This window comes from Gemmata sp. (assembly GCF_051859125.1).
Classification (GTDB): domain Bacteria; phylum Planctomycetota; class Planctomycetia; order Gemmatales; family Gemmataceae; genus Gemmata.
Genome location: NZ_JBHYGG010000272.1, coordinates 25,557 through 42,312, shown reverse-complemented (window position 1 = coordinate 42,312; position 16,756 = coordinate 25,557). Strand labels below are relative to the sequence as shown.

At 70.5% G+C, this 16,756-nt stretch carries 12 protein-coding genes; 2 read left to right on the top strand and 10 right to left on the bottom strand.

Features of this window, described 5'->3' with window-relative positions; translation table 11 throughout:
* Positions 1–11: 11 nt before the first annotated feature.
* The 10 genes from ACTIGN_RS27225 to ACTIGN_RS27180 form a co-directional block, all read right to left on the bottom strand.
* A complete protein-coding gene (locus tag ACTIGN_RS27225) occupies positions 12–863 on the bottom strand; it encodes a site-2 protease family protein (protein ID WP_439629817.1) in 852 nt (283 codons plus the stop codon).
* 149 nt (positions 864–1,012) lie between these two features.
* The gene (gene mgtE, locus ACTIGN_RS27220; RefSeq protein WP_439629815.1) at positions 1,013–2,419 is read right to left on the bottom strand and encodes a magnesium transporter; all 1,407 of its coding nucleotides are present in this window, start codon (positions 2,417–2,419) and stop codon (positions 1,013–1,015) included.
* A gap of 94 nt (positions 2,420–2,513) precedes the next feature.
* On the bottom strand, positions 2,514–3,362 hold the full coding sequence (panC, locus tag ACTIGN_RS27215; RefSeq protein WP_439629813.1) for a pantoate--beta-alanine ligase: 849 nt from the start codon (positions 3,360–3,362) through the stop codon (positions 2,514–2,516).
* 105 nt (positions 3,363–3,467) lie between these two features.
* Positions 3,468–4,679, bottom strand: coding sequence for a hypothetical protein (locus tag ACTIGN_RS27210; protein WP_439629811.1), 1,212 nt, complete (start codon positions 4,677–4,679; stop codon positions 3,468–3,470).
* 71 nt (positions 4,680–4,750) lie between these two features.
* The gene (locus ACTIGN_RS27205) at positions 4,751–5,803 is read right to left on the bottom strand and encodes an ATP-binding protein (protein WP_439629809.1); all 1,053 of its coding nucleotides are present in this window, start codon (positions 5,801–5,803) and stop codon (positions 4,751–4,753) included.
* Positions 5,804–5,812: 9 nt separating this feature from the next.
* Entirely contained in the window at positions 5,813–7,039 is a 1,227-nt protein-coding gene (locus ACTIGN_RS27200) for a cation:proton antiporter (protein WP_439629807.1), read from the bottom strand.
* Positions 7,040–7,283: 244 nt separating this feature from the next.
* Entirely contained in the window at positions 7,284–8,051 is a 768-nt protein-coding gene (locus ACTIGN_RS27195; protein ID WP_439629805.1) for an AAA family ATPase, read from the bottom strand.
* Positions 8,052–8,073: 22 nt separating this feature from the next.
* A complete protein-coding gene (locus tag ACTIGN_RS27190) occupies positions 8,074–9,108 on the bottom strand; it encodes a hypothetical protein (protein WP_439629803.1) in 1,035 nt (344 codons plus the stop codon).
* A gap of 77 nt (positions 9,109–9,185) precedes the next feature.
* A complete protein-coding gene (locus tag ACTIGN_RS27185; protein ID WP_439629801.1) occupies positions 9,186–11,333 on the bottom strand; it encodes a DUF1549 domain-containing protein in 2,148 nt (715 codons plus the stop codon).
* 98 nt (positions 11,334–11,431) lie between these two features.
* Positions 11,432–13,846 (bottom strand): hypothetical protein, encoded by a 2,415-nt coding sequence (locus ACTIGN_RS27180; protein WP_439629799.1) that lies wholly within the window; start codon positions 13,844–13,846, stop codon positions 11,432–11,434.
* Positions 13,847–14,073: 227 nt separating this feature from the next.
* On the opposite strand from ACTIGN_RS27180, the gene ACTIGN_RS27175 reads away from it, so the two are divergent.
* Together ACTIGN_RS27175 and ACTIGN_RS27170 are read left to right on the top strand one after the other, a co-directional pair.
* Positions 14,074–15,453: a DUF1501 domain-containing protein gene (locus ACTIGN_RS27175; protein ID WP_439629797.1), complete on the top strand. Its 1,380-nt coding sequence runs from the start codon at positions 14,074–14,076 to the stop codon at positions 15,451–15,453.
* 269 nt (positions 15,454–15,722) lie between these two features.
* Positions 15,723–16,742, top strand: a complete 1,020-nt coding sequence (locus tag ACTIGN_RS27170) for a DUF1559 domain-containing protein (protein ID WP_439629795.1) — start codon at positions 15,723–15,725, stop codon at positions 16,740–16,742.
* Positions 16,743–16,756 lie beyond the last annotated feature (14 nt).

The following is a 16,756-nucleotide window of genomic DNA, read 5'->3' as shown; positions in this document are numbered from 1 at the left end:
CTGAGGACTCGTTATCCCTCGATCACCCGCACGGCGCGACCCCGGTCGTACTGCACCCACACGCGGCGGGCGTCGTCCCACGCGAGGCCGGTGAAGTCGCGGGCGGGCGTTCCGCCCGTTGGCGGTCCCTCGAACCAATCCGCCACCCGCTCCTGCACCTCGCGGGCACGCGCCCGCATCCGCACCGCGGCGAGTTCGCCCTGGCCCAGCAGCCAGACCATCACCGCGACCGCGATCAACCCGAAGTGGCCGTTGAGCAACCCCAGCAGGATGAACACGCCGGCGACGACCGAGCCGACCCCGACGGCGATCTCCGTCGCCCGGACGCGGCTCATCCGGCTGGCGAGCAAGGCCCGCAGCACGCGGCCCCCGTCCATCGGGAAGCACGGGAGCAGGTTGAACGCCGCGAGCACGACGTTCGCCACGAGCAATCGCGCCAGGAACACGTCGAGGCCGCCGGTCGGGCCGGCCAGTGACAGCGGGGCGATCAGCGACGCGCCGAGCAGGCCCGAGAACAGCGACAGCGCGATGCCGATGTTCACCGCCGGGCCGGCGAGCGCGATGGCGATCTCGCGGCCGGGCCGCTCGGGCATGCGTTCCAGCGACGCGATGCCGCCGAGCGCGTAGAGGGTGATGTCGCGGGTGCCGATGCCGTAGTACCGGGCCGCGAGCGCGTGGCCGAGTTCGTGCAGGGCGATGCACCCGAAGACCGCGAACACGAAGGCGAGGCCCGTCCCCGCTTCCGCGAGCCCGGCCCCGGCCGACAGGTCGCTGAACAAGACGAACAGCGGCAGCAGCCAGAACGTCCCGTGGACGTACAGGTCGATGCCGAACACCTTTCCGAGTTTGAGCGAGCCGAACATGGTGAACACCTTTCCGGGGCGGTTGCGCACTGCCCCATACCAGTATTCGATACCGGACGCGGCGTATTGGATTCTCGCAATGCCTGGCGCGCGAAGCCGCAAGCGGCCCGGACCAGGGGCAAGCCGCTTCGGGCTTCGCGGCACCCAACTCAGAAGAAGAACATCGCTACGAATTTGAAGAAGATGACGATGCCGAGTACGTCCGACAGGGTGGCAATGAACGGCGCCGACATCAAGGCCGGGTCCTTGCCGACCGCCTTGATAAGCAGCGGCAGCATGGACCCGATCACCGCCCCGCACAGGCAGATGCCCATGACGGCGAACGTCACCGCCCAGTTCAAGTTCCAGAAGAAGCCGTCCGGCAACTTCACCAGCACGGTCTCGGGCGTAGCCAGGTAGGTCCGGACCACCGAGAGCACCCCGAGCCCGCCGGCCAGCGCGACGGCCATGAGCAACTCCCGGCGGAACACGAGTAGCCAGTCTCGGGTGCGGATCTCGCCCAGGGCCAGGGCGCGGATGACGAGCGTCGAGGCCTGTGAGCCGGCGTTCCCTCCGACCGACAGGCACAGCGGCACGAACACCATCAGGTACGCGACCCGCTCCAGTTGCGACTCGTAGTGGGCCATCGCGTTGATCGTGAACATCTGGAAGAAGAACAGGATGGCGAGCCACTTCCCGCGGCTCCACCACACCTGCCAGAACCCCGCGTCCAGGTACGCCCCCTCGATCGGCCCGACGCCGGCCTGCCGCTGCAGGTCCTCGGTCGCCTCGCGCTGCACGAGGTCGAGCACGTCGTCGTGGGTGACGATGCCGAGCAGGCCGAAGTTGTCGTCCACGACCGGGGCGGCGATGAAGTCGTACCGGGCGAAGAGCTGCGCCACCGCCTCCTTGTCCTGGTCGTACCGGAGGGTGGCGAGGTCCGTCTCCATCAGGTCGCGGACGATCGCGTGCCGCGGGGCGAGGATCAGGTCGCGGAGCGAGATCACGCCGAGGAGCCGCCGCGGGGCCAGGCTCCCGTCGCCGCGGCGGGCCGCGTCGTCCACCACGTAGATGTAGTAGATGGTCTCCTTGTCCGGGGCCTGGGCGCGGAGCTGGTCGACCGCCTCCGCCGCCGTCGCGGCGGCCGGGAGCCAGGCGTAGTCGGTCGTCATGATCGACCCGACCGTGTTCTCCCCGTAGCTGAACAGCGTCGCGATGTCCTTGCGGTCGGCCTCGTCGACGAGCCGCATCACCGACTCGGTCACCCGCCCCGGGAGCCGCTTGAGCAGGTCCACGCGGTCGTCGTGCGACATCTTCGTGAGGAGCTGGCCCATCTGCGGCCGGGCCTTCTCGGCCATTTCGACCTGAGCGGCCGGCGGGAGGTACTCGAACACCGCCGCCTGCGTGCGGATCTCGGCCTGGCTGATGACCTCCCAGAGCTGCTCGGGGGTGAAGTCGTCGTCGAGCGCCTCGGCGACCGTGGCCGGGTGCAGCGACTCGCAGAACTCGCGGAGCCCCGGCGCGTTCTCCTCCGCGAGCATCATCCGGACTTCGGGGCTGAACAGCGGGTGGGGCATGGGAAATCCGAAATTCGAAGCACGAAACTCGAAATGAAATCCGCGGTCCCTCGGGCCGTTTCGGTTTCGGATTTCGTGCTTCGAATTTCGAGTTTTAGTCGATCACGACGTTGTCGATGAGTCGCGTGGTGCCGAGGAACACCGCGACGGCGACCAGCGCCTCGCGGTCGAGCCGCGAAAGGGGCTGGAGCGTGTTCGCGTCGAGGACGCGGGCGTAGTCCACCCGTGCGCCGGGGACCGCGGCGAGTTCCGCGGCGAGGGCCGACTCCAGCCGGGCCACGTCGATCTCGCCGGCCGCGGCACGCGCCTGAGTGTTCCGGAGCGCCCGGTAGATCGCCGGGGCCAGTGCCCGTTCCGCGGGGGAGAGGTAGCGGTTCCGGGAACTCATCGCCAGCCCGTCGGGCTCGCGCACCGTGGGCTCGACCCGCACGGCGACCGGCACGTTAAGGTCGCGGACCATCTGGCGGACGATGCGGGCCTGCTGCGCGTCCTTCGCCCCGAAGTGCGCCGCGTCGGGCTGCACGATGTTGAACAGCTTCAGCACCACCGTGCAGACACCGCGGAAGTGGCCGGGCCGCGCCGGGCCGTCGAGTTCCGCGTCGAGTTCCTTGACCTCCACGAACGTAACGGACCGCTCGGGGTACATCTCCGCGGCGCTCGGTGCGAAGATCAGGTGCGCGCCGGATTCGCTGCACAGCTTCTGATCGGCTTCCAGCGTCCGCGGGTATTTGGCGAAGTCTTCTTTTGGCCCGAATTGCGTCGGGTTCACGAACACCGACACGACCACGAACTGCGACGCCGCGGCCGCCGCCCGCACGAGCGAGGCGTGCCCCTCGTGGAGCGCGCCCATCGTCGGCACGAAGCCGATCGTCTTCCCCGCACGCCGTGCGGCGGCGACGGCCTCGCGGACTTCGGCGACGGTGGTGACGACCGGGGCGAGCATGCGGGACTTCGTGGTTTCTGCACGGTGGCACAGGCCCCTGGCCTGTGGAAACAGCAGCACAGGCCAGAGGCCTGTGCCACCAAACGGAACACGCGGCCAACCGTCTCAGCGGACCGGTTCGAGCTTCACGTCGGGCTTGCCGGCCGCGTCGAACTGGATCTGACCCTTAAACTTCGGCTCGGGCGCCGCGCCGGTCTTGGACGCGACCTTCACGTCGTCGCCGACCTTCTTGTTCGCGGGGACGAACCCGAGCACGAGCGACACGAACAGGTTCTTCTCGTCGCCCCTGAGTGGGTACGCGGTGACCTCCGCGAGCGCCAGGAACGGCACCTTGCCGTTGATCTGCGGCCCGAGCTTCGAGAGGTCCGGGAGGTTCTCGGCCGGGAGCCGCTTCATCAACTCGCGGTCCACCGCCCCGCCGACGAGGTCGAGCAGCGCGTTGAGCTGGATCACGCGGGCGACGTCGAGCCGCGGGAACCCGACGAGCGGCGCGGTCGGGTCGATCCACACCTTGCTCGCGCCCTCCTTGAGCTCGAGCTTCCCGGCCTCGCTCCACACCAGGTCCTTCGTGACGCGGACGCGGAACGTGACCTCGCGGACGCTCCCTGGTTGGGACTTGCTGTCGCTGTGGAACCCGGCCGCGACCTCGCAGGTGAGCGTGTTGCCGGTGACGGCCACGTCGAGCGACTGGATGTCCACCACGTAGATCATGTCGCCGCCCTCGACGATCCGCTCGACGGCGTTCTGCACCACGGGCCGCTCGGCGATCCGTTCGAGGAGCGGGCGGGGGTCCTGCGGGCGGCGGTTGAAGAGCCGCGGGCGGCCGGCCGGCGGCCCCGGCTCGGGGACCTCGCGGACGTCGGGCACCGGGACCGGTTGCGGAAGGGGTTGCGGCACCGGCTTCGCAGCCGGCAGCGGCACGGGCAGTTGACCCTCAACGGGCCTGACCTCGGGGGCCTTCGCGGGCAGAGCCGGTGGCGGCGCGAGCCGCGGGTCGTTGGTCTTCACGATCAGCGGCAGCACCGGCTCGACCTTGGGGTCGGCGTTCGGGTTCGCCTTCAGCGCGATGCCGCGGATCATCTGCTTCTTGAGGTCGGCGAGCGAGACGGTGAGTTCGACGGGGATGAGCGTGACCGGGACCGGGGCGGGCGGCGGCTGGAGCGCGGGCACCTTGCCGGGGGGCGGAACGGGCAACTTACCCGGCGGCGGGAGTTGCGGCAGATCGGCGGGCGGCGCGGCCAGTGCCAGGCACGAGGCGATCAGGCACGCGAGGGCCGCCAACCCGAACACACTGGGTCGAACGCTGGTCCGCGACATCCCGTACCTCCTGTTGAACCGGCGGTGCTTCCCCGAACGCACGAATTATACTCGCGAACGCCGTACCGGTCTCAACTTGCCCCGGGCCGCAAACTTTCCGGCAGCCCGGTCACGGTCCGCAGCGTCCGCAACATCAGGTCGCTCGCCCCGAGTTCGGCCCACTTCTCGACGAGGTCGAGGACGAGCGCGAACCGGTACTCCTCCCCAACGGCCGTGAGAAATGCGTTGACCTTCTCGTGCGGCGTTCCGCTCAACTCGCCGCCGGCGACGGCGCTGCGGGTGCGGGACACGAGGAACCACAGCGCCGTTTCTGTTCTCGGCAGTCGGGCTGCGTCTTCGACGTAGTCCGCCACCGGCCGCAGGTCGCCGAGTCCCTCCTCGCACAGGGCGCAGAACAGCGCCGCGTCGTGCGCCGTGACGCGGCCGAACGCGAGCGCCCGGCGCTCCTCGGCCGATAGCTCGCCGCGGGCCTCCGCGAGGTCGAGGTCGCGCGAGAGCAGCGCCCACGACCGCGGCGTCGAGAACGGCACCGGGTCGGCCGGCACCGGGCGCTGCAGGGCGGTCGGGACGAACTTCACGAACCCGCGCACGTCCGCCCGCACGCCGCTCGCCTCCGCCCACGCGAACCACTCCGCGGCGTCCACGCGAACCGGCAGCACGAACACGCGGTTCACGAGTGCGCTCGAAAGAGTGCGAACGATCGCGCGGTCGACGCCTCGATTTCCGGCCGCGACCACCCACGTGCCCGGCGGCAGCCGGTACTCGCCGATGCGGCGCTCGAGGAGCAGCGAGTAGAACGCCTTCTGCACGTCGGGCGGGGCGGCCGGGAGTTCGTCGAGGAACAGGCAGAACGGCTTCCCGTCGTCGGGAAGGAGCAGCCGCGGCGGGCAGAACACGGCGCGATCGCCGATCACCTTCGGCACGCCCGACACGTCCTCGGGTGCGATCTGCGTTCCGAGGAGGGACCGCACGACGAGCCCGGCGTCGCGGGCCGCCTGTTCGACCGCCGCGGACTTCCCGACCCCCGGCGGCGACACCAGCAACACGCTCTGGGCGTCCGCGAGGCAGCGGAGCAACTCCTTCGCTTCGGCGAGCGTGACGGCGGTCGGCTGGGGGTTCGCCATCGGTGAGCGTCAGGCGGCCGAGGACGCGGCCTCGGGCGGGTGAGGGGTCGGTTCGGCGGCCGGGTCCGGCGGCCCCGCGTGCGCCCGCAGCGCCACCGCGACCTGCGGGAAGACCAGCAGCGAGATCATGCCGGCCCCGACCAGGGCGGCGGCGGTGCCGGGTCGCATCTGCCCGGTCTCCACGCCGACCTCGGTGATCGCGACGACGACCGGCAGCGCGGCGGCGGAGTAGAACGCGAGCGCCAGCCGGTCGCGGCCCCCCAGTTCGCGGCGGTACAGGAACACCGGCAGGCCGCGGACCACGAGGAACAGGCCGAGGAACAGCGGCACGCACGCGAGCGCCTCGCCGCTTTCGAGCAGCGCCTTCAGGTCGAACTTGACGCCGGTGACCACGAAGAAGATCGGGATCAGGAACCCGAACCCGAGCCCGTCGAGCTTGTGGTGGAACGGCTCCGCCTCCTCCCCGCGGGTCACCACGCCGACGATCATGCCGGCGGCGAACGCGCCGATCAACAGCTCCAGGCCGAGCTCCCCGGCGGCGACCACCAGGGCGGCCGTCAGCAGGACCGCGAGCCGCACCGGGAGTTGACTCGTCTTGTGCAGGTGCCGCTTGAGCAGCACGAGGAACCGGGGCGGCTGGACCCGCATCGCGGTGACCGCCGCGGCCACCGCGACGGCCACGAATCCCGCGAGGACGAGCACGTTCCCCTCGAACGTCTTTTCCGCCGTGAGCGGCACCAGCGACAGCAGCAGCAGCGGCCCGAACTCGCCCATCGCACCGGCCGCGAGCGTGAGCGTTCCGAACCGCCGGGTCAACTCGCCCGCGTCGCGGAGGATCGGGAGGAGCGCGCCGATCGCGGTCGTGGTGAGGGCGACGGCGACGAGCAGCGGCGGCCCGATCAGCCCGGACCAGCTCAGGAGGCCCGCCGCGCCGAGCCCGAGCGCCAGCGACGCGACCCACCCGCCGACCGCCAACTGCGCCGGGCGGCCGCGCATGCGGCGGAAGTCGAGTTCGATCCCGGCGAGGACGAAGAGGAAGCACAGCCCGATCGACCCGAGTGCGGTGACGATGCCTTCCGGGCGGACGAGGCCGAGCACCTGCGGGCCGACCACGATCCCCAGCACGATCTCCAGCACGACCCCGGGCACCCGGAAGCGGAACGGCAACTCGGCGATGAGCGGGGCCACGACGGCGATCAGCGAGATCACCAGGACGGGGTGGTAGTGGGGGTCCATCGCGGCCGCTCCGGTTGCCCGTGGACACGGACCCGCGCCCCGCCGTACAGGCGGCGGTTCGCGGGTCGGTCGTAACGGGGTGCGACTGCCTGACTCTACCGGCGAAATGAAGTGGGAACCACCGGATTCCGGCCCCCGCGCCCGTTCCGGCGGGTGCCGGTGGGGGGCTGTAACGCTTGCACCGGGCCGTTCAGTTTAAAGGGGCGTACCGAACGCCAGCCCGTGCCGTGCGAGGGACCGCGGGTCAGGGGAACTTCTCGCCGGCCCACGCCGCGGCGAACCGGCGGGCGTCGTCGTCGCTCACGCGGCCCACCGCCAGCGCCCGGACCAGCGGCCCCGTGAGCACCCCGCGTGCGGCGACGAGGTCGAGCGCCCGCGACAGCGAGGCCCACGCCCGCGGGGTCGAGAACGGCGCGGCTCGGTCCGGCACCGGCCGCAGGAGCGCGTCGGGGTTCTGCTCGATGAACGCCAGCACGTCGGCCCGCACCCCGCTCCGCCGCGCCCATTCGAGCCACTCGGCGACGTCGATGCGGACGTTCAGGATGAGTACGCGGTTCACGAGCGCGCTCGAGATGGTTCGCACCAGTGCCTTATCCTCGGCGCGGTTGCCGGCGGCCACGACCCAGGTGCCTTCGGGCAGCGCGTACTCGCCGATGCGGCGCTCGAGGAGCAGCGAGTAGAACGCCTTCTGCACGTCCGGGGCGCACGCCGGGAGTTCGTCGAGGAACAGGCAGAACTTCTGCGGGTTCTCGGGGAGCAGCACCCGCGGCGGGCAGAACACGGACCGCTCGCCGACGATCCGCGGCACGCCCGAGACGTCCTCCGGCGCGATCTGCGTGCCGAGGAGCGACTTGCACTCCAGCCCCGCCTCCGCGGCCGCCTGCCGCACGACGTCCGACTTGCCGACGCCCGGCGGCGACAGCAGCAGCACGCTCTGCTCGTGCGACAGGCACGCGATGAGTTCCCGCGCCTGGGAGAGCGTGACCGTCTCGGTGAGGGGGCTCGAAGTCATGGTCGTTCGCGAGCGTGAGGGGTCACACCTTCCAACTGTACGGGCAGTGCAGGGGGCGGTCGAACACCGCCTTCTTGGCGAGGTCGCCCGAATCGGGGACGGGTTCGGGCCTCTCGCGGATCTGGTGAATCAACAGCGAGCGCACCGCGGCCCCGTCCATCGCGAAGGCCGCGACGAGCGCGGCCTTCAGCACCTCGAACGCGAGTTGGTGCGGGTCCACGGGGTAGCCGGGCGGCGGCGCGTCGGCGGTCCCCTTGCGGGCGTTGTAGAGGAGGACGAACGCCCACGGGAGCGCCGGCCACGGCCCGGCGGCCCCGGCCGCGGGCGGCACGAGCCACTGCCCGAGCTTGTCGAACTGGCGGACGAACAGCCCCGGCAGCGCCGCGAGGAACGCGCCGCGGGCCGCGAGCAGGTCGGCGAGCGCCTGCACCTCGGGCACCTTCAAGAGCTGGTCGAGCCGCCCGACGCGGCCCGGCGTGTCGGCCCGGAGCAGTTTCCCAATGGCGTCGGCGACGGGGCCGGCGTTGTCGCCGCGCTCGGCCCACTCGAACACCGGCTCCAGGTCGAACCAGAACCACAACTCGCCGAGCACCCGGGGGCGGGCGTTGAGCAGCGCGACGAGGGCGGCTTCGAGGTCGTCGGGCTCCGCGGCGGCGACCGCTCGCGCCGCACCGCGCCAGTCGGCGCATTGGGTGAGGCGCTGACCGAGTTCGTGGAGTGCGGGGAACGGTTCGCGGCTCGAGAGGTGCGAACCGAGGTGCGTTGCGAGCGGGGCGACGTTGTGGCCGGCCGGCTTCTTCTTCTTGCCGCGGCGGCCGCCGGCCGAGTTGCGGCCGGTGAGTTCGTCCTCGAGTTCCTCCGCCGCGCGGGCCTTTGGGTCGAACCGCGGGTCGGGTTCTGCTTCCGAGACCTCGATTCTCTCAAGGTCCGCGTCCCCGGCCAGCCCCGGCAAGTCGCCCTCGCGGACGAACCCGTGCCTCACGAGGTACTGCGCCTCTTCGCGGGTGAGCGCGCCGCGCGTCCAGAAGTGTTGCACCAACTGCTCGATCACACGCATGCGTCGCGCCCCGACGGTCGGCCGACCGTGGCGGTCATTCTATCACGACCGCCGGGAAGTCGGAACGCGAGGCCCGCTCAGTGCCGCAGCAGGAACTCGTTGAGGTTCATGAGCGCGTGCTGCACGTCCTGCAGCCCGGCGGCGCGGTCCTTGACCCCCGCGAGGTGCTTCGTTACCAGCTCCCTCTCGTGGGCGGTCGGGCGGCGGCTCAGGGTCGCGAGGTAGATGTGCTCGACGGCCGCGGCGTCGTCTCGGCCGGCCCTCATGAGTACGGCGACGCGCCCGTCGGCGGCCTTCACCTTGGCGAGCACGTTGGCGTTGTTGAGCAGGTGGAGCACCTGCGGCAGCGCCGGGTCGTCCTCGCGGGCGCACTCGCAGATCACGTCGCGGACCGGCTTCGAGAACGCCATCAGGAACGGGTGGGCGATGCCGCCCTCGGGCAGCGCGATCGCCCGCGTGCCGACCGGGAACCCCTTGAACGTCTCGGGCACGCCGGTCGCGCTCGACACCGCGTCGAGGATCTGCTCGGCGGTCAGCATCCGCACCTGCGCGGCGACGAAGTACCGGTCCGGGCTCGCGGCCTGCTGCGACTGTTGCGGCAGCTCCGACGAGAGCTGGTACGTCCGCGAGTTGAGGACCACGCGGATCAGCGGCTTGAGCTTGTAGCCGCCCTTCGCGAACTCCTTCGAAAGCGCGTCGAGCAGCTCCGGCGAACTCGGCGGGTTCGTGTCGCGGAAGTCGTCCACCGGGTCCACGATCCCCTTGCCCATCAGGTGGAACCACACGCGGTTCACCACCGACGGGGCGAAGTACTTGTTCCCCGGCTGTGTGAGCCAGTCGGCGAACTTCTCGCGGCGGTCGTCGTCCGGGGCGAGCGCGACCGCGGTGCCGAACGCCTGCGGCTGCTGCGGCTTCCGGGTCAGCGGGTTGTTGACCTCGCGGCCCGGCTGGAGGAACACGACCTCGTCGTCCAGCCCGAACTGCGTGCCCTTGAACTGCACGCGGGCGAAGAACGCGGCGAGGCCGTAGTAGTCGGTCTGCGTGATGTTCTCGAACGGGTGGTTGTGGCACTTGGCGCACTGCATCCGCACGCCCAGAAACAACTGCGCCGCGGCCTCGGCCGAGTCCTCGGGGGTGCGGGTGACGCGGTAGAAGTTGGCCCCGGGCTTGTTCAGCGTGTTGCCCGTGCCCGTCAGGAGTTCACGGGCGAACTGCGTCACCGGCTTGTCCTCGGCCATGCTCCGCACGAGGTAGCGGTGGAAGCTGTGGACGCCGCGCTCGCTGATGGTGACCGGGCTCCCGCGGAGCACGTCGGCCCACTTCAGCGCCCAGAACTGCGCGTACTCTTCGCGCTGGAGCAGGTGGTCGATGAGCTTCGCTCGCTTGTCGGCGGCTTTCGAGTCGAGGAACTCGCGAGCGACCTCGGCCGTCGGCAGCGTGCCGGTCACGTCGAGGTACACGCGGCGCAGGAACACCTCGTCGCTGCACACGGGAGCGGGCGAGAGTTGCAGCTCCTTCTGCTTGGCGAAGAGCAGTTCGTCCACGAAGTTCGCCGGGGGCGGGCCGCGGAACTGGTACGCCGGATCGGGCTTCACCCACGCGAGCCGCGTGCTGGTGATCCCGGTCAGGAACCGGGCCAGGACCGCGACCTCGCCGGTGCGAGCAAACGTGACGAGCCCGTTCTTGGTGACCGGGGCGACCGTGGCGTCGTTCGACGAGAACACGGTCATGTTCGTGACGTCGCGGGTCGAGCCGTCGGCGAACGTCGCCCGCACCGCGAGTTGCACGCTCGGCTGGTCGACGGGCAGGTGCCGCGAACCGGGCGACACTTCGACCTTCACCAGCGCCGGCGGGGAGTCGTCGCGGCACCCCTCGGCGACCCACCGGAGGATCGTCTGGTACACGGGTTCGCTGCGGCCCATGAGCGCGCCGCCCAGGTGCCCCACGCGGCCGCTGCCCTTCTGGAGCACGAGGCTGTCGTCGGGCGCGTGGCGGTTCACGCGGCGGCCGCCGGTCTCCTTGACGAGCGTGTTGAAGTCGAACGCCGGGTCGGCCCCGCGGAGCGACAGGCGGAACCCGTTCTTCCCCTGCGGCGACCCGTGGCACGCGCCGGAGTTGCACCCGACCCGCGACAGGGCCGCGATGACGTCCGTGCGGAACGACACGGGCGGCTCGGCCGGCGGCGCGGCAGCAAGAAGGGCGGTCAGTGCGAGTGCGGCGATCATGAGGGACTCCACCATTCAGAACGGTGGGGCGGGCATTCGTGCCCGCCCGCAGCCGCCACGGGGGGCAGGCATTCTCGCCCGCCCCACCAGAGTTCGGGTTACTTCTTCTTGGGCGGTTCGACCTTCTTGATCTCGACCTCGACCGGGTGGGCCCGCACTTCTTCCTCGAAGCCGCCGACCTCGCCCGTCGCGTGAACGCTGATGGGCTGCTTGCGGGGCTGCGCGTCGGCGGTCGTCTTCACGGTGAACTCGACGGCCGTCTCGCCCCTGGGCACGGTCAGGTGCTCGGGGTACTCGGCGCCCTGCGTCGGCGACAGGTGCAGCTTCACCGGGCCGTCGAACGTCTTCAGCCGCGAGACGGTCAGCTTCACGGTGGCGAACTCGCCCGGCAGCAGCGCCACCTTCACCGGCTCCGGGGCGAACCGGAACGCGGTCACGATGTCGAGGTCGAACGTCCGCGTGAGCGCCACGCGGCGGCCCTTGTGGGTGCCGGTCGCGGTCACGTCGACGCGGGCCCTCGCAGTGTTGGTGAGGATCTTCGAGACCACCACGCCGGCCACCGCGGGCTGCTTCGCGGTCGCCTCGGGGAACTCGGCGTACACGCGGGTGCGGCCCTCGGTCTTCGCACCGAGTTGCCCGCCGACCGCGTGGAACGTGACCGGCCCGTCGAAGTCCGCGGCCCGCGTGGTGGCGACCGGGATCGGGGCCGTGCGGTAGCGCGAGAGCGTGACGGTCTCTTCGGGCAGCTCGAACGTGAAGTGGCTCGGCGGCGTGACCTGTACGGCGAACCGGTCCGTGAGCGCCGGCGGGAGCCGGGTCTGGTCCTCGCGGAGCGCGATCGGGATGAGATCGACGTTGTGGTACTTCTTGTCGATCAGCGGCCGGGTGCGGACGGCGACGCGCTCGCGCTCGGTCACCATCGAGAGGGCGTAGAAGCTGCCGCCGGGGGCGCGCCGGAGTTCGGGGGTCTTCTCGTACTCGGCGATCATCTGAACGGTGTGGACGCCGAGCGGCGCGCCGGCGGCAGCTTCGAGCTTGCAGACGACGCTGCTCGCGGTCGCCGGAATCTCACTCGGCGTGAGCCTGAGGCCGGGCGGGTTCCCCGCGAGCGACAGCGTGATCGGCCCCGCGGTGCCGGTCCGGGTCACGAGGATCGGCACCGTCTGGTAGCTGCCCTGCGGAACGGTGAGCCCCTCGACTTCGGCGGTCAGCACGGGCGGGAACGGGTCGCTACGCACCCGCAAACAGAAGGCGTGCGAGTCGCTGCCGTCGCGCAGCACGTCCCGCACGACGATGCCGTACTCGCCGGTCGCCGGGGCGGTGAAGTCAAGAGACGCCTCGGCCCCGGTCGGCCCGTCGGCGGCGCGGCGCTGCTCGCGGCCGAAGCGGTCGGTCACCGAGACTTCGAGGTCGGCGGGGGAGTTCAACACCTTCGATTCGGCCCGCACGAAGATCCGCTCGCCCTTGGCGAGTGGCACAACGAACGCGACCGGCCGGCCCGGTTTCCGTAGCACGCCGCACAGCGAACCCGGCACCGCGGCCGGCGTCGCCTGGAATCGGCCGAGCGCAACACTGCGGGCGAGCGGCTGAAACAGGTTCGCACGCGCCGGCGTCATCAGGAACGCGACCTGCGCCGCCGGCGACGTGGCCTCGGCGAACCCGCCGTCACGCGACTCGTCGAAGTCGCGGGCGACGGTCACCGGCCCCTCGGCCGTCGAGACCGGCACCCACGCCGAGCCCTGATCGCCGGCCCGCTTGGGGCTGGTCATGAACGTGCCGGAGACGCGGTCCGGTACGCTGGCGGCCGGCACCCCCGCGACGCGCTCGGTGGGGAAGCGGCCGACGCGCAAGATGTAGTGGTTGTGTTCCGACGCCTTCAGCCGGGCGTCGCGGAGTTCGAGAGTGTAGGTGCCAGCCTTCGCGAACGTGTGCCCGAACCGGAAGTCGAAGTACAGCCCGGGGTCGTTGTCGCGCTCGAGCACGAACGCGCCGGCCGAGTCGCGGACGGTCAGGAGCGGGTCGGCGTCCTTCCCGAGCCGGTTGGCGACGGCCTCGAAGCACACCCGCTCGCCGGCCGTTACGGTGACCGCGTACCGATCGGCCGCGCCTTCGGTGAACGTGCCGACGACGCACGCCGGCGGGCTCAGTGACACCGGGGTGTCACCCGGGGCGCGCTCCTTTACCGGCAGGTCTTCGAGGTGGAACAGGACGGCGTTCGTGAGCCCGTCGCGGGTGGCGAGCCGCAGCCCGCACACGCCGACGGGCGCGTCCGCGGCGACCGCCAGGTCGAACACGAGCTTCCCGGGCTCGCTGCTCACCGGCCTGGCGGAGATCGCGCCCTTCGGAAGCGCCGCCCACACGTCGAGGCCCGGCCCGAGGTCCTTGCCGACGAACGCGACCCGCGTGGTCTTGCCGACGGCGGCGACCGGCGGCGACGCGCTGTCGACGAACCCCTGGGCCGCGGCGACGGCCGGGAGCGCAACAATGGCCAGGAGCGAGACGAGGGATCGCATGGCGTGTCCGGGCGTGCGGGCTTCGGGCGGGTGACCGTGCGGTCGGCGGGCGGGCAAAAATCGTCGGCGGGAAATACTGGCGGGCGGGTCGGTCGTTATGGTACACTCTCCTTCGTTGGATTGCACGCTGTTTTTCCCGCCTGCCGAAATCGAGGGGACGCACCCGTCCCCGCACGCCAAAGACACACGGGTTCTCGCACCCGACCCGCCACGCCCGGAGTCCTCTCATGCTGAACTTGTGGGGTTCCTCGCCGCTCGACCGCCGCGAACTGATCCGCGTCGGCGGCCTCGGCCTCGCCGGCCTCTCGCTCCCGCGGTTGCTGGCCAACACCCCCGCACCGAGCGGCCCGAAGCCCAAGAGCTTCGGGCAGGCCAAGAACTGCATCCTCCTGTACCTGTCCGGCGGCCCGGCCCAGCTCGACACGTTCGACCCGAAGCCCGACGCGCCCGACGACATCCGCGGGCCGTTCTCGACGATCGCCACGAAGCTCCCGGGCGTGCGGTTCACCGAACTCGTCCCGCACACCGCGAGCTGGATGCACAAGGCGGCGCTCGTGCGCACCATGTGGCACGAGCACAACGACCACGGCCGCGGGACGTACTGGATGGTCACCGGCGTGCCGTACTCCGGTGGCGTCCCCGAGGTGAACAGCATGTCGCGGCAGGACATGCCCCACATGGGGGCGGTGCTGGCGAAGCTCGCCCCGGGGCAGGGGCCGCTGCCGGCGTGGGCGATGGTCCCGCACCGCATGGACGTCGCCGGCGGCCGCCGGGCCGGGCAGTTCGCCGGGTCGCTCGGGCCGAAGTACGACCCGCTCCTCCCCGGCGGCAACCCGAACGACGACGACTTCAAGCTCGACCACCTGCCGCTCGTCGCCAACGAGCGGCCCGACGCGCTGAAGCGGCGGCTGTCGCTCGTCGACCAACTGAACGCCGAGTCGAAGCCGCTGAACAGCCTCGCGATGAGCAGCACGATCAAGGACAGCCAGGCGAAGGCGGTTCAGGTGATCTCGTCCGACCGGGTGCGGAAGGCGGTCGACCTGAGCGCCGCCGACCCGAAGGAGCGCGAGCGGTACGGGCGGAACATGTTCGGCCAGTCGGTGATGCTCAGCCGCCGGCTCCTCGACGCGGGCACCCGGCTGGTGCAGTGCAACTGGCAGCGGTCGCAGGGCGTGGACGGGTTCGCGTGGGACACGCACTGGAACAACTTCGACGCGCACAAGGACTACCTCGTGCCGCCGTTCGACCAGGCGTTCCACGCGCTGATGACCGACCTCGAAGCGACCGGCAAGCTCGACGAGACGCTCGTGGTCGTGGCCTCCGAGTTCGGCCGGTCGCCGAAGATCACCAAGAGCAACGCGGGCCGCGAGCACTGGCCCGACTGCTTCAGCGTGCTGTTCGCCGGCGGCGGCATCAAGGGCGGTCAGGTGTACGGCCAGTCCGACAAGATCGCCGGCCGCCCCGCGAGCAACCCGGTCACCCCGGCCGACTTCCTGGCGACGATCTACCACTGCCTGGGCATCGACCCGCACGGCGAGATGCACGACCAAGGCGACCGCCCGTTCGCGATCACCAAGGGCACCCCGATCGCGGCACTGGTCGGTTGATTGAGACGCGAACGGAAATGACTCGCCCCACCGAAGCCCTCCGTGGGCGAGTCATTTCCGTTCGTGCGAGAGTTCTTTGCCCTGGCAGGATCTTTAGCCCTGTTGACACCCAATCGTGAAGATTCGGGCAGGAAATCTTCTAGCGGTCTTTCAACCGACTCGATAAATTCTGGAGCGAGTCGGAGTTTCACCGATTTCTCACCGGCTGTGGCACCAGTCACTTCTGCCACAGGTGAGGAACCGCCCGGCCGTCCTCTCCGGAGTTGCCGATGATCCACACACGTCGGGGGTTCACGCTCATCGAGCTGCTGGTGGTGATCGCCATCATCGCCATCCTGATCGGGTTGCTGTTGCCCGCCGTCCAGAAGGTCCGCGAGTCCGCCGCCCGGATCAAGTGCTCCAACAACGTCAAGCAACTCGCCCTGGCGTGCCACGCGTACCACGACAACGTCGGGACTCTGCCGCCGTCGATCCTCTTGCGGTCGGGCGAGAGCCGCACCAGCGTCAGCGGCAACTTCGGGCCCAACTGGGTCGTGCTGATCCTGCCGTACATCGAGCAGGGGTCGCTTTACAACAGCCTTCCGTCGAACCCGGCGACCTATCTCTCGGCCGCGACCGCGGACCAGAGTTGGAAGAACCTCAAGGGGACGGTCCTCCCGGGCCTCCTGTGCCCGTCGGACAATGGCAAGGACGTGCAGTACAGCGGCAGCGGGGGCGGCTGGGCGCGCGGCAACTATGCGTGCAACGCCGGTGGCGTTCACGGCGGGTCCGGCATCAGCAGCACCGGCTACCCCAGTTCGGAGGGCGGGGCGACGCCGACGAACGGGACTAACGTGTCGAGCCTTCCCAGCACGCTCGCCGGTGGCGGGGTCATGTGCATCAACTGGGGCGCGAAGCTGACCGGCATCAACGACGGCACGTCCAGCACCATCATGCTCGCGGAACTCCGGATCGGCTCCTACCTCGGGGCCGGCGACCCCCGCGGCACCTGGGCCCTGGGCTACACGGGGGCCAGCGTGATCTCCGGGCAGTCGAGCATGGACTGCCGCCTCCCGAACGGCACCGAGAACCAGGCCGACGACTGCGACGGCTGCGTCAACGACCCCGCGAACGGCATGGGGGCGTGCAGTTGCGGGTTCCAGCAGGCCAACTCCCGGAGCAAGCACCTCGGCGGGGTCGACGTCGCCATGGCCGACGGCAGCGTCCGGTTCGTTAAGAACAGCGTCACCCCCGCTAACTGGTGGTACATGAACATGCGGAACGACGGCAACGTCTGGACCGAGGACTGACCGACCGGTGCGGT